This is a genomic window from Mesorhizobium sp. M0778, assembly GCF_040320105.1.
GTDB lineage: Bacteria > Pseudomonadota > Alphaproteobacteria > Rhizobiales > Rhizobiaceae > Mesorhizobium.
The window spans coordinates 74,375-95,211 of sequence record NZ_JAMYPA010000017.1 but is presented as its reverse complement, the minus strand read 5'-3'; the positions used below and the strand labels follow the sequence as shown (position 1 = coordinate 95,211).

20 protein-coding genes are annotated in these 20,837 nt (G+C 62.7%); 10 read left to right on the top strand and 10 right to left on the bottom strand.

Annotated elements, in window-relative coordinates; translation table 11 throughout:
* Nucleotides 1-3: 3 nt before the first annotated feature.
* From NKI22_RS22265 to NKI22_RS22255, 3 genes are all read left to right on the top strand, one after another.
* A complete protein-coding gene (locus NKI22_RS22265) occupies nt 4-1,161 on the top strand; it encodes an amino acid ABC transporter permease (RefSeq protein ID WP_023719747.1) in 1,158 nt (385 codons plus the stop codon).
* Between the two features lie 69 nt (nt 1,162-1,230).
* Nucleotides 1,231-1,980, top strand: coding sequence for an amino acid ABC transporter ATP-binding protein (locus NKI22_RS22260; protein ID WP_031194215.1), 750 nt, complete (start codon nt 1,231-1,233; stop codon nt 1,978-1,980).
* Nucleotides 1,981-2,237: 257 nt separating this feature from the next.
* Nucleotides 2,238-4,157, top strand: a complete 1,920-nt coding sequence (locus tag NKI22_RS22255; protein WP_352814888.1) for a multicopper oxidase domain-containing protein — start codon at nt 2,238-2,240, stop codon at nt 4,155-4,157.
* Between the two features lie 74 nt (nt 4,158-4,231).
* Here the strand turns inward: NKI22_RS22255 and NKI22_RS22250 are convergent, their stop codons facing one another.
* From NKI22_RS22250 to NKI22_RS22240, 3 genes are read right to left on the bottom strand one after another with little or no spacing between them, the layout of a single operon-like run.
* Entirely contained in the window at nt 4,232-4,945 is a 714-nt protein-coding gene (locus NKI22_RS22250) for a HoxN/HupN/NixA family nickel/cobalt transporter (protein ID WP_023719744.1), read from the bottom strand.
* A 30-nt stretch (nt 4,946-4,975) separates the two neighbouring features.
* Entirely contained in the window at nt 4,976-6,004 is a 1,029-nt protein-coding gene (locus tag NKI22_RS22245; RefSeq protein ID WP_502895887.1) for a cation diffusion facilitator family transporter, read from the bottom strand.
* Nucleotides 6,001-6,264 carry a metal-sensing transcriptional repressor gene (locus NKI22_RS22240; protein WP_023719742.1) on the bottom strand — a complete coding sequence of 88 codons (264 nt, stop codon included), beginning with the start codon at nt 6,262-6,264 and terminating at the stop codon, nt 6,001-6,003. The genes NKI22_RS22245 and NKI22_RS22240 overlap by 4 nt, the downstream gene beginning before the upstream one ends.
* Nucleotides 6,265-6,367: 103 nt before the next feature.
* Here NKI22_RS22240 and NKI22_RS22235 point away from each other — a divergent pair, with 103 nt between their 5' ends.
* Nucleotides 6,368-7,039, top strand: a complete 672-nt coding sequence (locus tag NKI22_RS22235; protein WP_352481908.1) for a TIGR02117 family protein — start codon at nt 6,368-6,370, stop codon at nt 7,037-7,039.
* 194 nt (nt 7,040-7,233) lie between these two features.
* Here the strand turns inward: NKI22_RS22235 and NKI22_RS22230 are convergent, their stop codons facing one another.
* Together NKI22_RS22230 and NKI22_RS22225 are read right to left on the bottom strand one after the other, a co-directional pair.
* Nucleotides 7,234-8,442 carry an FAD-dependent monooxygenase gene (locus tag NKI22_RS22230; protein WP_352850308.1) on the bottom strand — a complete coding sequence of 403 codons (1,209 nt, stop codon included), beginning with the start codon at nt 8,440-8,442 and terminating at the stop codon, nt 7,234-7,236.
* 19 nt (nt 8,443-8,461) lie between these two features.
* Complete coding sequence (locus NKI22_RS22225) at nt 8,462-8,707, bottom strand: zinc-finger domain-containing protein (protein ID WP_023722726.1); 246 nt, start codon at nt 8,705-8,707, stop codon at nt 8,462-8,464.
* A 149-nt stretch (nt 8,708-8,856) separates the two neighbouring features.
* Between NKI22_RS22225 and NKI22_RS22220 the strand changes: the two genes are divergently transcribed.
* From NKI22_RS22220 to NKI22_RS22210, 3 genes are all read left to right on the top strand, one after another.
* Nucleotides 8,857-11,058 carry an RNA degradosome polyphosphate kinase gene (locus NKI22_RS22220; protein WP_352481763.1) on the top strand — a complete coding sequence of 734 codons (2,202 nt, stop codon included), beginning with the start codon at nt 8,857-8,859 and terminating at the stop codon, nt 11,056-11,058.
* Nucleotides 11,058-12,590, top strand: a complete 1,533-nt coding sequence (ppx, locus tag NKI22_RS22215) for an exopolyphosphatase (protein WP_352850310.1) — start codon at nt 11,058-11,060, stop codon at nt 12,588-12,590. The genes NKI22_RS22220 and ppx overlap by 1 nt, the downstream gene beginning before the upstream one ends.
* A gap of 63 nt (nt 12,591-12,653) precedes the next feature.
* On the top strand, nt 12,654-13,280 hold the full coding sequence (locus NKI22_RS22210) for a hypothetical protein (protein ID WP_352791287.1): 627 nt from the start codon (nt 12,654-12,656) through the stop codon (nt 13,278-13,280).
* Nucleotides 13,281-13,298: 18 nt separating this feature from the next.
* Here the strand turns inward: NKI22_RS22210 and NKI22_RS22205 are convergent, their stop codons facing one another.
* The 5 genes from NKI22_RS22205 to betI form a co-directional block, all read right to left on the bottom strand.
* A complete protein-coding gene (locus tag NKI22_RS22205; RefSeq protein WP_352850313.1) occupies nt 13,299-13,712 on the bottom strand; it encodes a DoxX family protein in 414 nt (137 codons plus the stop codon).
* A 146-nt stretch (nt 13,713-13,858) separates the two neighbouring features.
* Nucleotides 13,859-14,293 (bottom strand): DoxX family protein, encoded by a 435-nt coding sequence (locus NKI22_RS22200; protein WP_023722731.1) that lies wholly within the window; start codon nt 14,291-14,293, stop codon nt 13,859-13,861.
* Nucleotides 14,294-14,421: 128 nt separating this feature from the next.
* Nucleotides 14,422-15,819, bottom strand: coding sequence for a class II fumarate hydratase (fumC, locus tag NKI22_RS22195; RefSeq protein ID WP_023722732.1), 1,398 nt, complete (start codon nt 15,817-15,819; stop codon nt 14,422-14,424).
* Between the two features lie 147 nt (nt 15,820-15,966).
* Nucleotides 15,967-16,725, bottom strand: a complete 759-nt coding sequence (locus NKI22_RS22190; protein ID WP_023722733.1) for an SDR family NAD(P)-dependent oxidoreductase — start codon at nt 16,723-16,725, stop codon at nt 15,967-15,969.
* A gap of 115 nt (nt 16,726-16,840) precedes the next feature.
* Nucleotides 16,841-17,443, bottom strand: a complete 603-nt coding sequence (betI, locus tag NKI22_RS22185) for a choline-binding transcriptional repressor BetI (RefSeq protein WP_031195249.1) — start codon at nt 17,441-17,443, stop codon at nt 16,841-16,843.
* Between the two features lie 122 nt (nt 17,444-17,565).
* Here betI and choX point away from each other — a divergent pair, with 122 nt between their 5' ends.
* From choX to NKI22_RS22170, 3 genes are read left to right on the top strand one after another with little or no spacing between them, the layout of a single operon-like run.
* Nucleotides 17,566-18,501, top strand: a complete 936-nt coding sequence (choX, locus tag NKI22_RS22180) for a choline ABC transporter substrate-binding protein (RefSeq protein WP_031195251.1) — start codon at nt 17,566-17,568, stop codon at nt 18,499-18,501.
* Nucleotides 18,498-19,358, top strand: a complete 861-nt coding sequence (locus NKI22_RS22175) for an alpha/beta fold hydrolase (protein ID WP_023722736.1) — start codon at nt 18,498-18,500, stop codon at nt 19,356-19,358. Before choX ends, NKI22_RS22175 begins: the two co-directional genes overlap by 4 nt.
* Nucleotides 19,359-19,366: 8 nt before the next feature.
* Nucleotides 19,367-20,815, top strand: coding sequence for an amidase (locus NKI22_RS22170; protein ID WP_352958893.1), 1,449 nt, complete (start codon nt 19,367-19,369; stop codon nt 20,813-20,815).
* The last annotated feature ends 22 nt before the right edge of the window (nt 20,816-20,837 follow it).

The following is a 20,837-nucleotide window of genomic DNA, read 5'->3' as shown; positions in this document are numbered from 1 at the left end:
GCCATGCAAGAGCACGATATGTCCTGGGTGCGGACGGAGATGGCGCTGGCGCAGGCGGCGCCGTCGAGCGAGCGCGGCCTCGGCGCCTGGGTCCGCAAGAATCTGATCGCGTCGACCGGCGACACCATCCTGACCATCATCGGCATCGTGCTGGTTGCCATGATCCTGCCGCAGATCGTCAATTGGGCTTTCATCAACGCCCAGTGGACGGGACCGGACCGCACGGTCTGCGCCACCGTGGCGCAGGGCGGCATCCAGCCGGACGGCTGGACCGGCGCCTGCTGGGCCTTCGTCAACGCCAAGTTCGGCCAGTTCATGTTCGGCCGCTATCCCCTGGAAGAGCGTTGGCGCCCGATCCTGGTCGCCATCCTGTTCGTGGCGCTGCTGGTGCCGCTGCTCATTCCGCGCGTACCGCGCAAGGGGCTGAATGCCATTCTTCTCTTTTTTGCGCTGCCGGTCGTCGCCTTCGTTCTGCTGCTCGGCGGCATGTTCGGCCTGCCCTATGTCGAAACCCCGCTTTGGGGTGGACTGCTGGTGACACTCAGCCTGTCCTTCGTGGGCATCGCTGTGTCGCTGCCGGTCGGCATCGTGCTGGCGCTCGGCCGGCGCTCGAACATGCCGATCGTCAAGCTGCTGTGCGTGATCTTCATCGAGACGGTACGCGGCATCCCGCTGATTACGGTGCTGTTCTTTGCCAGCGTGATGCTACCGCTGTTCCTGCCGGCCGGCGTCAGCTTCGACAAGTTCCTGCGCGCGCTGATCGGCGTGTCGCTGTTTGCCGCCGCCTACATGGCCGAAGTGGTGCGCGGCGGCCTGCAGGCGATCCCCAAAGGCCAGTATGAGGGCGCCGATTCGCTCGGCCTCAGCTACTGGCAGAAGATGGGTCTGGTCGTCATGCCGCAGGCGCTGAAGCTGGTCATTCCCGGCATCGTCAACACCTTCATCGGCATGTTCAAGGACACCAGCCTGGTCATCGTCATCTCGATGTTCGACCTCCTCGGCATCGTCAAGCAGAACTTCTCCGACGCCAGCTGGGCAACGCCGCAGACGGCCAGGTCCGGCCTGGTGTTCGCGGCCTTCATCTTCTGGCTGTTCTGCTTCGGCATGTCGCGCTATTCAATGTACACGGAACGCCGTCTCGACACCGGCCACAAACGCTAAAAAGGGGACCTTGTCATGGTCATAGAAAACGCCGTCAGCGCGGAAGAGATCAAGGTCAATGCCGCCAAGATGCATATTTCCACCACCGATGTCGCCATCGACATCATCGCCATGCACAAATGGTACGGCGAATTCCATGTCCTGAAGGACATCAATCTAAAGGTGATGCGCGGCGAGCGGATCGTCATCTGCGGCCCGTCGGGCTCCGGCAAATCGACGATGATCCGCTGCATCAACCGGCTGGAGGAACACCAGAAGGGCAAGATCATAGTCGACGGCAAGGAACTGACCAACGATCTGAAGAAGATCGACGAGGTGCGCCGCGAAGTCGGCATGGTGTTCCAGCACTTCAACCTGTTTCCGCATCTGACCATCCTCGAGAATTGCACGCTGGCGCCGATCTGGGTGCGCAAGATGCCGCGGAAGCAGGCCGAGGAAATCGCCATGCATTTCCTCACGCGCGTCAAGATCCCGGAACAGGCCAACAAATATCCCGGCCAGCTTTCCGGCGGCCAGCAACAGCGCGTGGCGATCGCCCGCTCGCTGTGCATGAACCCGCGTATCATGCTGTTCGACGAGCCGACCTCGGCGCTCGACCCGGAAATGATCAAGGAAGTGCTGGAGACGATGGTCGGGCTGGCCGAGGAAGGCATGACCATGCTCTGCGTCACCCATGAAATGGGCTTTGCGCGCAAAGTCGCCAACCGGGTGATCTTCATGGACCAAGGCCAGATCGTCGAGCAGAACACGCCGGCCGAGTTCTTCGACCACCCGCGCCACGAACGCACGAAACTGTTCCTGTCGCAGATCCTGCACTGATCCTGTACGCCGGTTCGGAACAAGACCGGCGGACCGGGCTCGCTGCGTTGCTCAGGGCCTTACGCGTATTCGACGAGCGCTGACCGTGCGCGGCGCGAGAAGATAGCAAGCGTGCTTCAGGCCGCTCGAGTGGTCACCTTGCAACCTGGTAGCTAAGGCCGGCACGGATCATAAGCGCGCCGGCTGCGTTCATTGCCATTGGGAGTTGTATAACGAGCCGCGTTGGCGCGTGCGGCGGCAGGTCAAGGTTCATCCCGATGCTCATCCAACCGATCGATTATTTTCTCGTCGTCTGGTTCGCACTGGCGCTGGCTTCGACGCTTTATGTCGGCTTCGATCAATATCGCAACAATCCCGAGCCGGTGGTGATGAAATGGGGATTCATCCTGGTTACCCTCTATATGGGTCCGCTCGGCTTGCTGCTCTACGTGCTAGCCGACAAGGAGCCCCGGCCGGGCGAGCATGAACTCTTTACCCGGCCGCTCTGGAAGCAGGGCGTCGGCTCCACCATCCACTGCGTCGCCGGCGATGCCACCGGCATCATTCTTGCCGCCGCCGTCACGGCGGCGCTCGGCCTGCCGATGTGGATCGACCTGATCGTCGAATATCTCGCCGGCTTTGCCTTCGGCCTGTTCATCTTCCAGTCGCTGTTCATGAAATCGATGATGGGCGGCACCTATTGGGAGAATGTGCGCAAGAGCTTTCTGCCCGAGTTCATCTCCATGAACTTCATGATGGCCGGCATGGCGCCGGTCATGAGTTTTCTGATGATGGGCCGCGACATGCGCGCGATGGAACCGACGGAGCTTTTGTTCTGGGGCGTGATGTCGATCGGCGTCATCGCCGGCTTTGCGCTTGCCTACCCGGCCAATGTCTGGCTGGTCGCCCGCGGCTTGAAACATGGGCTGATGACACAGCGCCAACAGGCGGCCGGCACCGACGGTCGAGAGCAGCCCCACCAAGGGCAACACGCGCAGATGCAAATGCAGCAGGCCGACGCCAGCGGCCATCACGGGCAGCACCACGATATGGCTTCCCACAAAGGCAAAGGCGGCGCCGGTCATCACATGGAGACGGATGCCACGACCCCGCAAGTCGCCGCCCTCAGCATGGTCTCCCTGCTGGCCCTCGCCATCGGCATGATCGCGCCGGCGAATTGGCTGAACCTGACGCTGTCGGCGCGCGACGTCGGCGGGGTGATCATGCCGCAAGGCATGATCATGGACCGCGACACGCCGGCCGACGCGATGCGCGACATGGCCGCCACCGATCCTCGCCTTGTGGCCGCCTCTTATGATCTGACGGCAAAGGGTGACCAGGACCTGCCTTTTCGAATGGAGAACGGCATCAAGGTGTTCGAGCTCAGGCCTTCGGTGGTCCGCTGGCAGATCCTGCCGGACGTTGCGGTCGACGCCTATGCCTATAATGGCCAGATTCCCGGTCCGCGAATTCACATTCGCCAGGGCGATCGGGTCAGGATCAACGTCGTCAACGGCCTGCCTGAGGAAACGACGGTGCATTGGCATGGCCTGATCCTGCCGAACCAGATGGATGGGCCAGCCGAGATCACGCAGGCGCCGATCGAGCCCGGCCAATCCTATTCATACGAATTCACCGCAACCCAGCACGGAACCTATTTCTATCACCCCCATGCCAAGCCGGACCGGACCCAGGCGCTCGGCCTCTACGGTGCGCTGATCATCGATCCCGCCAATCCCGCCGATGAGGTCGCGGCCGACCATGATTACGTCATCGAGCTTCAGGAATGGCTGGTGCGGGAAGGGCTGACCTACCCGTCGATGCCGATGGACGGCGGCATGCCGAATTTCTTCACCATCAACGGCAAGGCCTATCCCTCGACCGAGACGATTCCGATGAAGGTCGGCGAGACGCTCAAGGTGCGGTTCATCGGCACCAACAACGGCTTCATCCATCCGATGCACATCCATGGCGGACCGTTCGAGGTCGTTGCCCGCGACGGCGAGACGATCCCTGCCTCGGGTCGTTTCCTTGCCGATACAGTCAACGTCGGGCCAGGTCAGCGCTATGACGTGATCTGGAAGGCACAGCGTCCGGGCAAATGGCTGATCCATTGCCACATCCCGCATCACACCACGAACAACAATGTCGAGGAGAAGGGCGGCGGCGGGCTGATGGTCGTGATCGATGTGACATGACCGGCGTCGGCTTGGCTCGTTCCAACTGCTGCACCGGCCCGGACGCCATGCAGTGGCTGAAACCATGTTTTCTCTTAAGCTGATGTGATCTGCCAGACAGCGACGCCGGCAAGGGCGAGACCGGCAGCGCCCTCGATGGCCCGGGAGATGGTTTCGAACAGCCGTGGCTGGCGCGCGAAAAACTGTACAAGCCGTTCCCGAAACACGATCGACAATACCGCGACGCAGGACAGCGTCAGCGCCACGCCGACCATCATGGTGATGGCAAACAGGACGCCCGCTGCCGGAACACCCCTGGAGATCGCGAAAGTCATCGCGAAAAGCGTCAGCGGGCAGGGGATCAGGCCTGCCATCACGCCGACAGCCTCGCCTTCGTGCCTGTGGTGATGGCTGTGGCTCAAAGCGCGCCAGAGCATCCAGACGCCAATGAGGCCGAGCAGCCCACGACTGATATGCTCCAGGAGCGGAGCGCGGCCAACGCTGCCCAATGCTATGGAGACCAGTGGCAGCGAGAGAGCCGCAATCAGAACGGCAATCGTCACATGCGTGAACGATAGCGTGATAGACACGAGCAGGCCGCGCGAGACCTTCGCATCCGAACCGGCAAGATAGGTCGCCAGGACCGCCTTGCTATGACCCGGCGTCAGCGCATGGGCAGCCCCGAACACGACGCCCATCGGCAGGAAGGCCATGAATGCCAGCCAATTGCCTCCGGCCGCAAGCAGCTTGATCTGCTCGCCGAGCGTCAGATAGATCGTGCGCTGAAATTCGACGAGCGTCTGGAACATCGGACGAGACTAGCAGAAAATCGGCGAGCGTCAGTGCATGTGGCCGTGGTCATGCGTGTGCTCGTGAGGGTGCGGATGGTCGTTCTCTCCACGTTCCGTTGAAAACCGGACATTCGCCTCAGCCAGGGCTGGCATATGCTGGGACAGTTCGTCTTTCAGCGCTGCCGCGATCTTGTTCGCCGCCGACAGCGGTAAGGTTTCGTCCGCGGCAATTGCGATGTCGGCGTGCAATCTATGACCGACCCAGCGCGCCTTAGCATCGACAATATGCGCGCCCGCAACATGCTCGGCGGCATGTCGGATTTCATCCATCACACCGGGTTCGATTCCGTCCAGCATGCGGGTCAGCACCGAACGGGCCGATTGCCACACGATACCGAAGATCGCAATCGTGATCAGCAGGCCGACGATCGGGTCGGCCAAGGAAAAGCCGAGCCAGACGCCGATGGCTCCGATGACCACGGCAAGGCTGGTAAGTCCGTCGGTGCGGGCGTGGTAGCCGTCGGCAATGAGTGCCGCGCTGTTGATTTCGCGGCCGACGCGGATACGGAACACGGCAACCGCCTCGTTGCCGAGGAAGCCGACAATGCCCGCCGCCGTCAGCCAGCCGAGGTGTGTCACTACTTGTGGATTGATCAGCCTGTCGATGGCTTGGTAGGCGGCGACAACAGCGCTGAACAGGATGATGAGCACGATGATGATGCCGGCCAGATCCTCGACCCGGCCCAAGCCATAGGTAAAGGTCCGCGACGGCTTGCGCCGCGCCAGCACGAACGCAATCCATAGCGGGATCGCCGTTGTCGCATCGCCGATGTTATGGATCGTGTCGGCCAGCAATGCCACGCTCCCCGACAGCACAACCACGACCATCTGCAACGCCGCGGTGATGGCCAGGATTACGAACGACCATTTGATTGCCCAGATGCCCCGGTCGGTGGTAGCAATTGTCGCATCGATGACGCCGTGGGTGTGACCGTGCGAACCGTGATCGCCGTGATGATGTGCGGCGTGCGAGCCGAACCCGAGCCAGTCCAGAATGCGGGCTACGATGGCATTCATAGATACTTCGCCAGCTGCTTGAGTTCCGCCAGCGAGTTGCCGCCGGTTTCCACGCTGTCCGTGAGGCAATGCTCGATGTGATCGTTGATCAGCTCGCGCTTGGCGCTGCTGATGGCCCTTTCGACGGCATGAAGCTGCTGCGCCAGATCAACGCAAGGGCGATGCGCCTCGATCATGGCCAGCACAGCCGCAAGGTGACCTTGCGCGCGCTTCAGGCGCTTTATGATGGAAGGATGCGAGGCGTGGAGGTGATCTGACATGCTTGAGCATATCCTCCCGGGGAGGATACGCGTCAAGCGCTTTGTCAGCCGTGCAACTCCAGAGACGCTTCACCTTGAGCATGGCTTGCTCTAAGCCTTTCCCATGAAGAAGCTTGCCCGTTTTCTTGGCCTGCTGGTCGTTGCAACAGTGCTTGCCGCAGCGCTGGGCACGCTGCTGCCGCGCCCGCTCTGGCCGGCGGCAGTTGCCGATCCGATCGGCGCAAGCCACCGCATCTTGGTGCTGCAAAATCCGATCCACACCGACATCGCCATTCCGGTCGACGACGATATGCGCCGGCGCTTCCATTTCCTGGTCGATGCCGGCATTCCTGCCGACATGGCGGAGGTCCGCTACATCGTCTTCGGCTGGGGCGGCCGCGCCTTCTATCTGGAGACGCCGACCTGGTCGGAGCTGAAGCCGATGCCGGTGATGAAGGCGCTGACCGTCGATGCCTCGGTGATGCATGTCGACATTTCCGGCGACATCGCCGAGCCGCATCCCGACGTCGCCGGCTTCGACATCGGCGACGAACGCTTTGCAGCGCTGCTCGATTACATTGCGGCAAGCTTCCAGCGGGGGCCGAACGGGGCCATTCCGATCGAGAATGCGGCCTATTCCCGCTTCGATCGTTTCTTCGAAGCCAATGGCCATTTCAACGCGCTGATCGGCTGCAACACCTGGACGGCGGCGGCACTGCGCACGGCCGGGCTGCGCACCGGCTGGTGGAACCCGCTGCCAGCCTCGCTCGGCCTGTCGATGCGGCTTCACAATTGAAGAGGGTTCCGGCTGATCAACGCCGCGATCCTTCGAGCCCTCCTTTCGCCAATCTCTAACCTTGCAGGACCTAGCAAGGCGCCGAAACTGCCAATCTCCCTCCTTGTGGGGGAGATGTCCGGCAGGACAGAGGGGGGCGCTGTCCCGCCGGCCTATCGAGCTTTTTATCGCCGATCCCCAGACTCGCGCGCCCGCTAGCCATAAAGCCAATCAAGATCGGCGGCGAGCTTTTCGGGTGAGCGCATCGCCAGGAACAGGTTGCGGGCCATCGCCACCGGCCCGGCCGCGTGCCAGGCGAGGCGGTTGACCGCGCCGCGGCGGGCGACCTGGGCGACGCGCGGCCGCCGCGCCTGTTCCCAAGCGGCAAGCGCGCCGCTGAGATCGGCAGGCGAGGTGGCAACGAAGCCGGCAAGCGTCGCCGCGTCCTCGATCGCCATCGCCGCGCCCTGTGCGGCAAAGGGCGTCATCGCATGCGCCGCATCGCCGATCAGCGCGACGCCTTCCGGTGTCGTCCACCGCCGCTGCTCGACGGTGTGGATCGGCCATGCCGTCCACGGCGCCGCCTCGCTCGCCAGACGGACCAGCGCCGGCGCGGTACCGCGCATGGCACTGACGAGGCTGGCGGGGTCGGCATGCCCCGACCAGCCCTCGGCGATTCGCTCACCCCTGGTGAAGGCGGCGAGATTAAAGGCAGTGCCACGGCTGACCGGATAGGCGACCATATGGAAGTCGGGATAGAGGAATGCAGTAACGCAATCGGGCGCACCGATCATGCCGAAGGCCTGTCCGGCGAGGCTGTCCGCGGCCACCGTGGCTCGCCAGGCAAGCTCGCCCGAGAATCGGCTTCTGACAAAGTCGGCCTCCGTGCGGGCCAGCTTTTCTCGCACCGACGACCAGACGCCGTCGGCTCCCACCAGCAACGATGCCTCGGTTTCGATGGTCGTGCCGGCAATCTCGACTGTTGCGGTGATGCCATTCGGTCCGGATGCTACGCTGCCGACGCGCGCGCCGGTGACAAGCTCGAACTCGGGTCGCTCGGCTGTCCGCGCCATCAGCGCTGACTGCAGATCGCCGCGGTGGGCAACGAGATAGGGCGCTCCCCAGCGCGTTTCGGCGGCCTGGCCAAGCGGTACGCGCGCCAGCTCGCCCAGCGTGGCGGCATCCTTGAGCACGACCGCCTCCGGCCGCACCGCCGTCGGCAGCAGCCGATCGAGTACGCCGAGTTGTCGAAGAATGCGTGTCGCGTTGGGCGACAGCTGGATGCCGGCTCCGGCAGCCTCGAGGTGCTGCGCCTGTTCGAACAGTTTTATCCGATGGCCGCGCTCGGCGAAGGCCAGTGCCGCGGTCAGCCCGGCGACGCCCGCCCCGGCGATGACCACATGCCGGGACTGCGTTTCTCGCATCAGGCTTGTCGCGGAAGAATCAGGCGGCCTGGTCGATATAAAGGCAGCCCGGCGGCACCGTTTCCAATGCCTTCAGCTTCGGCGAATAGCGATAGAGCGTCGAGCAGTAGGGGCAGACCTTTTCATTGTCGTCGCCCATGTCGAGAAATACATGCGGATGGTCGAAAGGCGGATTGGCGCCGGTGCACATGAATTCCTTGACGCCGATGTCGATTGCCGGATAGCCCGCATCGTTCTGGAAATGGGGAATGGAACCGCCTGCCATCGTCGTCTCCTGATCTTGTCGATTGGATCTGGATCATAACCCGTCTCTTTGCAAGATCGATGAAATGAAACTGTCGCAAAAGCCTGTCAGAGGATAAGTTAAGCCGGTTAAGGCTGGCGCCGACGGCTGGTGTAGGAAGAGCAGGAACCATGAACGAACTGAAGCCGGTGCAAAGCGAATTCATCACCATCGAGGCTGCGAGCCGCGAAGGCGGCAATCCTGACCGCTTCGTCAACCGCGAGTTTTCCTGGCTGCAATTCAACCGGCGCGTGCTCGAGGAATCGCTGAACGCCAATCATCCGCTGCTCGAGCGCGTTCGCTTCCTGTCGATATCGGCGGCCAATCTCGACGAGTTCTTCATGGTCCGCGTCGCCGGTCTTGCCGGCCAGGTGCGCGAGGGTATCGTGCTGAAGAGCCCGGACGGGCGCACCCCCGAGCAGCAGCTCGAACAATTGCTGCGCGAGGTCGAGCGCCTGCAGGAGGACCAGCAGAACAGCCTTTCGGCGCTGATGCTGCAGCTCAACAAGGAAGGCATCGAGAGCATCACCCGCGATGCGCTGACCAAGGACGAGAAGACCTGGCTCGAGGACCATTTCCAGGAGCAGGTGTTTCCGGTCCTGACGCCGCTGTCGATCGACCCAGCGCATCCGTTTCCGTTCATTCCCAATCTCGGTTTCTCGATGGCGCTGCAATTGCGCCACCGCAAGAACGGCGAGGAAATGAGCGCGCTTTTGCGCCTGCCGGTAGCGCTGAGGCGCTTCATCCGCTTGCCGGATCGCAAGCATCACGTCCGCTTCGTTCCGCTCGAAGAGGCGGTCAGTCTCTACATCGGCAAGCTGTTCCCCGGCTATGAGGTCAAGGGCTCCGGCACGTTCCGCATCATCCGCGACAGCGATATCGAGGTCGAGGAAGAATCCGAAGATCTGGTGCGGCTGTTCGAGACGGCGCTGAAGCGTCGCCGCCGCGGCTCGGTCATCCGGATCGAGTTCGACAGGCTGATGCCGTCCGAATTGCGCGACTTCGTCGCCGGCGAGCTTGGCGTCTCGGCCAGCCGCATCAGCGTGCTTACCGGGCCGCTGGCGCTTAGCCAGATCTCGGAGATCGTCGCCGTCGCTCGCGACGATCTGAAGTTCACGCCCTACAATCCGCGCTTCCCGGAGCGCATCCGCGAGCATGGTGGCGATTGCTTTGCCGCCATCCGCGAGAAGGACATCATCGTCCACCACCCCTACGAATCCTTCGACGTGGTGGTGCAGTTCCTGCGCCAGGCGATGGCCGATCAGGAAGTGGTGGCGATCAAGCAGACGCTCTACCGCACCTCCAACGACAGCCCGATCGTGCGGGCTTTGGTCGACGCCGCCGAGGCCGGCAAGTCGGTGACGGCGCTGGTCGAGCTCAAGGCGCGCTTCGACGAGGAGGCCAACATCCGCTGGGCGCGCGACCTCGAGCGCGCCGGAGTCCAGGTCGTCTTCGGCTTTCTCGAGCTGAAGACCCACGCGAAAATGTCGCTGGTGGTGCGGCGCGAGGATGGCAGGCTACGCAATTACGTGCATCTCGGCACCGGCAATTACCACCCGGTCACCGCGCGCATCTACACCGACCTGTCCTTCTTCACCACCGATCCGACGATCGCGCGCGATGTCGCGCAATTGTTCAATTTCATCACCGGCTATGCCGAGCCGGCCGAGCAGATGCGGCTGGCCATATCGCCGTTCACGCTGCGCAACCGCATCCTCAAGCATATTTCGGACGAGATCGGCCACGCGCTGGATGGCAGGCCGGCTCGCATCTGGATGAAGATGAATGCGCTGGTCGATCCGATCATCATCGATGCGCTCTACGATGCCAGCCGCGCCGGCGTCGAGATCGATCTCGTCGTGCGCGGCATCTGCTGCCTGAGACCGCAGGTGCCGGGCCTGTCGGAGAACATAAGGGTGAAGTCGATCGTCGGCCGCTTCCTCGAGCACAGCCGCATCTATTGCTTCGGCAACGGCCACGGCCTGCCCTCGGACGGGGCGATCGTCTACATCTCCTCGGCCGATTTGATGCCGCGCAATCTCGACCGCCGGGTCGAGACCATGGTGCCGATCACCAATCCAACTGTGCATGAACAGGTGCTCGGCCAGATCATGCTCGGCAACATCATGGACAACCAGCAAAGTTTCGACGTATTGGCTGACGGAACCTCCCGGCGCGTTGTGCTGGAGGAGGGCGAGGAACCGTTCAACGCGCAGGAATATTTCATGACCAATCCGAGCCTGTCCGGACGGGGCGATGCGTTGAAGTCGCATGCGCCCAAGCGCATCGCGCAGTTCAAGCGCCGCAAGAAACAGAACGCAGCGACGGGCTGATGATTTCAGCGTCCCAGGGCCGGCTTCAGGACCGCCGACCGCTGTCCATCATCGATATCGGGTCGAACTCGATCCGTCTTGTCATCTATGAAGGGCTGGCGCGCTCGCCGACCTTGCTGTTCAACGAAAAGATGCTCGCCGGCCTCGGCCGCGGCATCGTTTCGACCGGAAAGCTCGATCCCGAGGCGGTGACGCGCTCGATGGAAGAGTTCCGCCGTTTCCGCGCGCTCTCCGACCAGGCCGGCGCCGAGCGCATGTATGTGTTGGCGACCGCCGCCGCCCGTGAGGCGGTCAACGGCCCCGACTTCATCCACCGCGCCGAGGATGTACTCAAGACCGAGATCCAGGTGCTGAGCGGCCGCGAGGAAGCCCATTATTCGGCGCTCGGCGTCATCTCCGGTTTCCACCCGGCCAACGGCATCGCCGGCGATCTTGGCGGCGGCAGCCTCGAACTGATCGATATCGACGGCGAGGCGATCGGTGACGGCATCACCCTGCCGTTGGGCGGCTTGCGCCTGCAGGACATGGCGAAGAACTCGCTGACCCAGGCGGCAAAGATCACGCGCGAGCAACTGGCGCGGGCGAAATTGCTGAAGGGCGGACAGGGCAGGGCCTTCTACACGGTCGGCGGCACCTGGCGAAACCTCGCCCGTCTGCACATGGAAATGACCAACTACCCGCTCGGCGTCATGCACCATTACGAGATCGGCATCGAAAGCGCCGCGAACTTCCTCCGGCAGGTCGCGAAAGCAGAGATCGATAAGGTCAAGGGCATCGAGGGCGTCTCGAAGAACCGCCGCTCGCTGCTGCCCTACGGCGCCATCGTGCTGCAGGAGATCATGGCGGCGATGCAGCCGTCGAAGATCATCGTGTCGGCGCTGGGCGTGCGCGAGGGCTTTCTCTACTCGCTGCTCGACGAGGCCGAGCAGAAGGCCGATCCGCTGATCTCGGCGGCGGAAGAGCTTGCCCGCCTGCGCTCGCGCTCGGTCGACCACGCGCATGAGCTTGTCGAGTGGACCGGCAAGGCCTTCGCTGCCTTCGGCATCGACGAAACCAGGGACGAGGCGCGCTACCGCCACGCCGCCTGCCTGCTCGCCGATATCGGCTGGCGTGCCCATCCCGAATATCGCGGCAAGCAATCGCTCAACATCATCGCCCACGCCTCGTTCATTGGCGTCGACCATCCCGGCCGCGCCTTCCTGGCGCTTGTCAGCCTGTTTCGCCACGAGGGCGTATTCAATGAAGCCGCTCCGGAAATCCGCGGACTGGCGACACCGCGCTATCTCGAGCGCGCCCGTGTGCTGGCCGCGCTGCTGCGCGTCGTCTATTTGCTGACCGCGGCAATGCCGGGCGTCATGCCACGGCTGAAATGGGAAAACCGCGGCAATGGCGTGCTGGCGCTGGTGCTGCCGGCAGCGCTGGCCGATCTTTACGGCGAGCGGCCCGCCGGCCGGCTGGCACAGCTGGCAAGGGTCACCAATCGTCGGCTGGTGCTGGCGGTCGAGGGTGGCTCCAGTATTTCAGTGAAGTAGTTTCAGGCACGACGCCAATTGCATGTGGCAATTCGCTGCGAGATCCACGCTTGGGAGAAGATCGTGAAATCCAGTCAAGTCCTGCTGCTGCTGCTTTCCATCCTGCCATTGTTGATTTTCGACGCGGCCAGAGCTCAGACGGTTTCCAAGGTTTCCGTTGCTGCAAAAGGCGCGTTTGAGTTTGAGAAGAGTTATCCAAAAGCCGCAGACGGAAAAACACCGTTCAATTTGCTCACAGGTTTTCTAAAACCTAAAAGCGGGCAAAAGATAAACTATTTTGTATTTAGAATAAGCGACGAAATGATCAAATTTCAAAGATCGATTTCGATGAACACGTTTTATGCGGACGTTAATCTCTGTCCTGGCGCTGTCGATCGAACCGTGTCCGTTCATCAGCCCCTCGGCAACTTTCTTGAGCCTATCGTGGGCCGATCCGACCTGTTGCCATACGTTAAGAGGGCAAGCCTGATCCAATTGCGCAACTACCTGTATGTCGCGATTGACAGCAATCTTCGGAGCTACTCCCCCAAGGGCGCAGATCAATATGGATATGAATGGCTGCCGATCGCGGTGGAAAGCAGACAGGTTTGCCTGACCATCAGCGTCGGTCGAATGGGGCATGGCGCCTTTCTCTCTCAGCCCATAAACATAACCAGGCTTGCGGAGTTCGTCTTTCTCGACAGCAAATGAGCCGAGCCGGGCGGCAGCTTAGCCAGTCCCTGCAGCCATCCGGCCGTCGGCCGACCATGCACCTGCGCCAGCCATTGCCAGCGCCAGAAAACCGCCTGCAGTGGCGATGTCCTTCATCAGCATCTGTGAATGCATGAAGGTCAGCGTCGGATCGTCGCCGCCCTGGCCATAGTGGCCGATGAAGCCCGCCGCGATGCAGAACGCAGCGAGCAGCAACGCCACGATCGGCGTCTTGAAGCCGACGAGGATGAGCAGCCCGGCGATCAGCTCGAACAGCCCCGTGCCCCAGGCAGCGAGTGTTGGCAGCGGCAGTCCGAGGCCGGCGAAATAGCTAGATGTGCCGGCGATGTCGGCAAGCGCATGGAAGCCGGACGGCACGAACAGTGCGGCGAGCAGCAGCCGGGACAGCAAGAGCAGCGCATTGCGGGGCATGATTCACCTCCGTTATCAGCGGCCGTTTTGGCCCAGCGCCCGATCTTAGCAGAGTTCCGGCCAGCAGATCGACCGACGCATTCCGACAACGAAAAAGGGGCACGGAAAATTCCGCGCCCCTTTTGTCTAGGCAATGCTGGGCCGCTTCAGCCGCGCTTGGCGTCGATCGAATACGCGCCGGCACCCGAGGAGGCGAGCACGAGGAAGCCGCCGGCAATGCCGAGGTTCTTCATGAAATTGATCATCTGCATCTGATCGGCCCAGCCGGTGTGGGCGACCAGCGCGGTGGCGACGGTGAAGATCGCCATCACCCAGCCGACGATCCGGGTCTGGAAGCCGACGAGGATGGCGAGGCCGCCAAGCAGTTCGATGAGGCCAACGACAATGGCGGTCACCATCGGCAGCGGCAGGCCAAGGCTGCCGAAATAGCCGGCCGTACCGGCAATCGCCGTCAGCTTGCCGAAGCCGGAAAGCAGGAAGATGACCGAAAGCAGGATGCGGCCGAGCAGGATCGTGCCCGAGGCGCCGGAGGCGGTGCCGGACCCGGCAAACGAAGTGTTGGTGGACGTGTTGGTGGACATGCGTAACTCTCCAGAAGGGTTTGGCCAAACGACTTGGGATAGCCGTCCAGTTAGCGCATGCCGACTGTTCACCAAAGACGTCAGATTGGTTACGGATTGTTCACCGAGGTAACGTTTTCGCGATCAACTTACCCCGGGTGCGTCATGTCCTCCGGCCGTACCAGCCGCTCATAATCGGCTTCGCTGACCAGCCCGGTCGCCAGCGCTTCCTCGCGCAGCGTCGTGCCGTTCTTGTGCGCCGCCTTGGCGATCTTGGCGGCGTTGTCGTAGCCGATCGTCGGCGCCAGCGCCGTCACCAGCATCAGCGAACGGTCGAGCGCTGCCTTGATGTTGTCTTCGCGGGCCTCGATGCCGACGACGCAATTGTCGGTAAACGACACCGAAGCGTCGGCCAGCAGCTGTACCGATTGCAGGAAACAATAGGCCATCAGCGGATTGTAGACGTTGAGCTCGAAATGGCCTTGGCTGCCGGCGAAGCTGATCGCCGCATTGTTGCCGAACACCTGCACGCAAACCTGTGTCATCGCCTCGCATTGTGTCGGATTGACCTTGCCCGGCATGATCGAAGAGCCCGGTTCGTTTTCCGGCAGCGACAATTCGCCGAGGCCCGAACGCGGGCCGGAGCCAAGCAGGCGGATATCGTTGGCGATCTTGAACAGCGCTGCCGCGCAGGCATTGATGGCGCCGTGCGAGAAGACCATGGAATCATGGGCGGCCAGCGCCTCGAACTTGTTCGGCGCCGTGACGAAATCGATGCCGGTGATCGCGGCGATACGTGCCGCCACCTTTTCGGCAAAACCGACCGGCGCGTTGAGGCCGGTGCCGACCGCGGTGCCGCCCTGTGCCAATTCCTGCAGACCTGGCAGGGTCATCTCGATGCGCTTGATCGACGAGGCGACCTGCGCCGCATAGCCGGAGAACTCCTGGCCGAGCGTCAGCGGCGTCGCGTCCTGGGTGTGGGTGCGGCCGATCTTGACGATGTGGGCGAAAGCCCTGGTCTTGGCCTCGAGTGCCGCATGCAAATGTCTCAGCGCCGGCAGCAGGTCGTGGATGATGCGCTCGGCGCAGGCGATGTGCATGGCCGTCGGATAGGTGTCGTTCGACGACTGGCTCATATTGACGTGGTCGTTTGGGTGCACCGGCTTCTTCGAGCCCATGATGCCGCCCAAAAGCTCGATCGCCCGGTTGGAGATCACCTCATTGGCGTTCATGTTGGACTGGGTGCCCGAGCCGGTCTGCCAGACGACCAGCGGAAAATGCTCGTTGAGCTTGCCGTCGATGACCTCCTGGGAGGCTTCGATGATGGCCTTGCCGATCGCCGGATCGAGTCGCTTCAGCTCCATATTGGCTTCGGCGGCGGCCCGCTTGACGATGCCCAGCGCCCGCACGATCGACGCCGGCTGTTTCTCCCAGCCGATCTTGAAATTGGCAAGTGAACGCTGCGCCTGCGCGCCCCAGTAACGGTCAGCGGCGACCTCGATGGGACCGAACGTGTCGGTTTCGGTTCTGGTCTCTGGCGCGCTCACGAAGTCTCTCCGGGTTGCAAATTTGCAAACGGCGTATCGCGTTGCACAAATGCCTTCAAGCGGAGATTGTGGACGATGGGGATGCAAATCGGTTGAAGCAGCGCCTTTTCCTTCTCCCGCAAGGGGAGAAGGAAGAGCGCGCGCTCCTCACCCCGCCGTGTACCCTCCATCCACTGCAAAGATGCCGCCGCTGGTCCACGCCGCTTCGTCGCTGGCGAGATAGACCGCGATGCCGGCAAGATCGCTGGTTCGGCCGATGCGGCCGAGCGGGTAGCTGCGCTCGACATAGGCCTTGAGCTCGGCCTGCGCGGCTTCCGGCAGGTTTTCGATCGACCTGCGCCGCATTGCGGTGTCGACCGTGCCGGGCGCGATGGCATTGACCCTTATGCCGCGCGGCCCGAGCTCGAAGGCGAGCGACTTGGTCAGCGAATTGAGCGCGCCCTTCGACAGCGAATAGAGGCTGGACGGCCGCTTCGGGATCATCTTGTGCGCAAAATAGGATGAGATGTTGATGACCGATGCCCCGCCCGGCGCGAGATGCGGCAACAGTCGCTGGGTGAGGAAGAATACAGCCGTGACGTTGAGCGCGAACGATTGCTGGAACTGGTCCTCGCTGACGGTCTCGAACGGCGCCAGGAACGCCACGCCGGCATTGTTGACGAGGATGTCGAGAGGTGGGCCGCGCCTGGCATGCTCGACCACGGCGTCGATGCCGGCGCTGGCCGACAGGTCTGCCGACAGCGTTTCGACGCCGTCCCCGAGCTGCTTGCGGGCGGCGTCGAGTTTTTTGCCGTCGCGGCCGACGATCAGCACGTCCGCGCCTTCGCGCAAAAACGCCTCGGCGATTGCCAGCCCGATCCCGTCCGAGCCGCCGGTGACCAGTGCCCGTTTGCCGCCCAGTCTCATCCAACACTCCCGCGCAATGCCGTCTTGTCTGACAAGGAGAGCAGCGCCGTTGGCAACTGTGGTCAAGCCGCCAGCCTATCCTACAGTATGAACTTCGGCTGTCGGGCACGATGGTCTATTCGGCAGCGGCTGCATCGCGCCGAACAGCCAGGCGGGTAGCGACAAACTCCTTGACGTGATGAATGGCCTGTTCACGCGTGACGCTGCCGGGCTGCAGGCCAAGCCGCAACCATAGCCCGTCGATCAGGGCGGTGACGCCGAAGGCGATCTCGTCAGCATCGGGCGCCGGCATCAGACCGCGCAGGCCGGACAGCAGGTTGGAGCGCATGCGCGCATGGATCACCTTCTGGATGCGGGCCAGCTTTTCGTCGCGCGGCACCTCCGCGCAAAGCGAAAGCCAGGCATGGCAGAGGGACGGCTGGAAAAGATGCGGCTCGAAATTGCCTTCGATGATGGCATCTATCCGTTGCATTGGGGTGCGCGCCTGCTTCAGCCGCTCGACCACTGCATGACGCAGCACCAGGTTCGACTCGCGCATGGCGTGCTCGAACAGTTCCCGCTTGCTGTTGAAATAATGCAGCACGATGCCCTTCGACGCGCCGGCCTGTGCCGCCACTTTTTCTATGGTGGCGCCAGCTATGCCTTCGCGCTGAAGCACGGCAAAGGCGGCTTGCCGCAGCTCTTTGCGGCGTATGTCGCTGAGGCGCTTGAGTTTCACGGGCCGGATCCATGCATCGAAAACCGACGTTGACATTTTCGTCCGCCGAGATCAAGAATTGACCGGTGGGACAATATAAGGACCGAATGGTCAACACCGTTGGTGAAATGAGGAGAACCGAAATGCTTCGGAGCCTTGGAATAGGCGCCTCGCTCTGGGTCCTGCTGGCGACCCAGCCGGTCTTTGCGGCTGAACCTGAACAATGCAAGGTCGTGCGCATGGCCGAGCCTGGATGGAACGACCTTGCCTTCACCACCGGCGTCACCAGCGTCTTGCTCGATGCGCTCGGCTACAAGCCGGCAAGCTCGCTTCTGGGCATCAACGTCATCTATGAATCCTTGAAGAACAATGATTTGGACGTGTTCCTTGGCTATTGGGATCCGGCGATGATCACCTATTACGAGCCCTATAAGAAGGACGGCTCGGTAGACGATGTGCGCGTCAATCTCGTCGGCGCCAAATACACCTTTGCCGTGCCGACTTACGTGTGGGAGGCCGGCGTCAAGGATTTTGCCGACCTGCAAAAGTTCGCCGACAAGTTCGGCAGGAAGATGTATGGCATCGAGCCGGGCTCGAACCAGCTGATGATGGACGCCATCGCCGATAAGTCGCTGGGCCTCGATGGCTGGCAGGTCGTCGAATCGAGTGAAGCCGGCATGCTTTCCGAGGTCGGCTACGAGATCAAGGAAAAGCGCTTCATCGTCTTCCAGGGTTGGGCGCCGCATCCAATGAACACGATGTACGACTTCAAATATCTGAGCGGCGGCGACAAGTTCTATGGCCCGAACTTCGGCGCCGCGACGGTGACGACGCAGGTGCGCAAGGGCTATCTGCAGCAATGCCCGAATGTCGGGCAGTTGCTGAAGAACCTCGCCTTCGACATCGATTTCGAAAATCTCGGCATGGGCTATCTCATCAATGACGGCCTGAAGCCTGAGGAAGCCGGCCTGAAGGCCATCAAAGGGAATCCGGATAGGCTCGGCGCCTGGCTTGCCGGTGTCACCACATTCGATGGCAAGCCCGCGCTCGACGCGGTCAAGCAGCAGCTCGGCCTTTGATATCGGTCGATCAGGCTGGCTGGAACGGCCGCAAGCGCAAGGTCGGTGCCGGCTGCACTGAAACGGCCTGCGTCGAAATCGCCGGGCAGGAGCCCGCGCTGGTGCTGGTGCACGGCTTCTCCGACACGAGCCGCAGCTTCTCCTTGCTGGCGCCGCATCTCGCCGGGCGCCGGCTTATCATCCCAGACCTGCGCGGGCATGGCGCCTCGCCGGCCGGGACACGCGGCTTCGCGTCAGCGGATTTCGCGGAAGATGTGGTGAGTTTGATCGAGCGGTTGCGCCTCGAGCGGCCGGTTCTGGTCGGGCATTCCTTGGGCAGTATGGTGGCGATCGAGGCAGCAGCGCGCTATCCCGAGATGATTGGCGGCCTGGTGCTGATGGCCGGAACGGTGCGGCCGCAGATCGGTGAGGATCACCCGATGACCATTGGTGTGCGGGCACTTCGAGACCCGATATCGCCGGCCGATCCGTTCTATGACTATTGGCATGCCTGCGAGGCCGAGGTTCCAGCGGACTTCCTGACCATGGTTGCAAAGGAGGCGTCAGCCATGCCGGCGGCACTTTGGCGAGCAATCCTGGAGCAGGTTCGGCGCGTCGATCTTACCGACAAGGCGCGTACGCTGCGCCTGCCGGCGCTTGTCATTGCTGGCGGGCGCGACCTGCTCTTCGACGAAACGCACCAACAGCGGCTCCTCGAAGAAATCCCTGCCGCGGAGTTCGTGGGCGCGGCGCGGTGCGGGCATAACCCGCACTGGGAGGATCCGGCATTGGTCGCGGCAGCCATCGCCCGATATTTCAAGGTCCGGAGTAAAGCTGGATCCCAGTCGACGGCCGACGCGACCGGCAGTCCGGGCTGAGAGCAGTCATGAACCTTTCCGAATATGTGGCGTTGGATGCCGTCGCCCTGGCCGGGCACGTTCGTTCGGGCGAACTGTCCGTTGTCGAGGTCGTCGAGGCGGCTATCGAAGCAATCCAAAGCATCAATCCCGCCATCAATGCCGTGACACTGATCGATGCGGACCGGGCGCTTTCCGCGGCGGCAAGCTGCAACCGGCACGCCGCACTCGCCGGCATTCCTTTCCTGGTCAAGGACACCGGCGTGAATGTGCGGGAGTGGCCGACGACGCACTCGTCGCTCTACTTCAAGGATGCCGCGCCGAAACCCGACAGCGAGATCGTCCGGCGATGGCGGGCCGCCGGTCTGATCTTGCTGGGCAAGACAAACACGCCTGAATTCGCCAATGACTTCGTCACCGAACCCAGCTTTCGCGGCCCCACCTTGAACCCTTGGGATCTTTCGCTGACGGCGGGCGGCTCAAGCGGTGGAGCTGCTGCCGCGGTGGCAAGCGGCATGGTGGCGGTCGCCCACGGTTCCGATATCGGCGGCTCGATCCGGGTGCCGGCTGCCTGTTGCGGCGTGTTCGGCATGAAGCCGTCGCGCGGACTCACGCCTGTCGGCCCCTGTCGAGGTCAGGTCGGCGCCGGGCTCTACGCCGACAACGTCCTGTCCCGCACCGTTCGCGACAGCGCCGCCATGCTGGACATAACTGCCGGTCCAGAACAAGGAGCGCCTTACTCCGTGTCAAAATCGGTGCCGTCCTACCTGGACTGGCTGTCTTCGCCCGGCGAGCATCTGCGCGTCGCGTGCCTGGCGCACCGGCCGGATGGCGCGCCGGTCGCGCCCGAGATCGAGGAAAAATTACGTCAAGCCATGGTCCTCCTCGAGGATATGGGGCACGAGGTCACACAGGCGCGTTTCCCGCGGGAAGGCAGCGCCGAAGCGGACTGGAGCATCTTCTGGATGTCGGAGGTCGCGCGGCTGGTTGACGAGCGCGCCGACGAGATCGGGCGGATGCCGGGGGCCGGCGAAATCGAAAGCCTCAGTCGTCACGCGCTCGACTGTTTTCGACGGTCCTCGGCCGCCGACTATCTCAGGGCGCAGGACCATGTGCACAGCGCTTCGCTGGCGATGGCGAGGGCGTTCGATGTGTTCGACCTGATCATGACGCCGACCACGGCCGGCCTGCCGCCCCGGCTTGGCGCCATCCATGGCGATGGTGCTCTCTTTGATTACGAGGCTTGGGCGAGCCGGGCTTACGGCTTTGCGCCTTTCACGGAAATCTTCAACGTCACCGGCCAACCGGCCGCCAGCCTGCCGCTGTTCCAGTCGAAAGGCGGCCTGCCGATTGGCATCCAGCTCATTGGCCGCAAGAACGAGGATCACCGTCTGCTGCGCGTTTCCCTTGACCTGGAGCAGGCAACCGCATGGACGGCGCGTTACCAGGCGATCCATGCCAGACACTTTCAGGCATGAACCAGGAGGCTCCGGCGACGTA

Bases quoted from the DNA above. Each gene is read 5' to 3' on its own strand.
- NKI22_RS22265 (WP_023719747.1), top strand. From the start codon at position 4: ATGCAAGAGCACGATATGTCCTGGGTGCGGACGGAGATGGCGCTGGCG.
- NKI22_RS22260 (WP_031194215.1), top strand. From the start codon at position 1,231: ATGCATATTTCCACCACCGATGTCGCCATCGACATCATCGCCATGCAC.
- NKI22_RS22255 (WP_352814888.1), top strand. From the start codon at position 2,238: ATGCTCATCCAACCGATCGATTATTTTCTCGTCGTCTGGTTCGCACTG.
- NKI22_RS22250 (WP_023719744.1), bottom strand. From the start codon at position 4,945: ATGTTCCAGACGCTCGTCGAATTTCAGCGCACGATCTATCTGACGCTC.
- NKI22_RS22245 (WP_502895887.1), bottom strand. From the start codon at position 6,004: ATGAATGCCATCGTAGCCCGCATTCTGGACTGGCTCGGGTTCGGCTCG.
- NKI22_RS22240 (WP_023719742.1), bottom strand. From the start codon at position 6,264: ATGTCAGATCACCTCCACGCCTCGCATCCTTCCATCATAAAGCGCCTG.
- NKI22_RS22235 (WP_352481908.1), top strand. From the start codon at position 6,368: ATGAAGAAGCTTGCCCGTTTTCTTGGCCTGCTGGTCGTTGCAACAGTG.
- NKI22_RS22230 (WP_352850308.1), bottom strand. From the start codon at position 8,442: ATGCGAGAAACGCAGTCCCGGCATGTGGTCATCGCCGGGGCGGGCGTC.
- NKI22_RS22225 (WP_023722726.1), bottom strand. From the start codon at position 8,707: ATGGCAGGCGGTTCCATTCCCCATTTCCAGAACGATGCGGGCTATCCG.
- NKI22_RS22220 (WP_352481763.1), top strand. From the start codon at position 8,857: ATGAACGAACTGAAGCCGGTGCAAAGCGAATTCATCACCATCGAGGCT.
- ppx (WP_352850310.1), top strand. From the start codon at position 11,058: ATGATTTCAGCGTCCCAGGGCCGGCTTCAGGACCGCCGACCGCTGTCC.
- NKI22_RS22205 (WP_352850313.1), bottom strand. From the start codon at position 13,712: ATGCCCCGCAATGCGCTGCTCTTGCTGTCCCGGCTGCTGCTCGCCGCA.
- NKI22_RS22200 (WP_023722731.1), bottom strand. From the start codon at position 14,293: ATGTCCACCAACACGTCCACCAACACTTCGTTTGCCGGGTCCGGCACC.
- NKI22_RS22190 (WP_023722733.1), bottom strand. From the start codon at position 16,725: ATGAGACTGGGCGGCAAACGGGCACTGGTCACCGGCGGCTCGGACGGG.
- choX (WP_031195251.1), top strand. From the start codon at position 17,566: ATGCTTCGGAGCCTTGGAATAGGCGCCTCGCTCTGGGTCCTGCTGGCG.
- NKI22_RS22170 (WP_352958893.1), top strand. From the start codon at position 19,367: ATGAACCTTTCCGAATATGTGGCGTTGGATGCCGTCGCCCTGGCCGGG.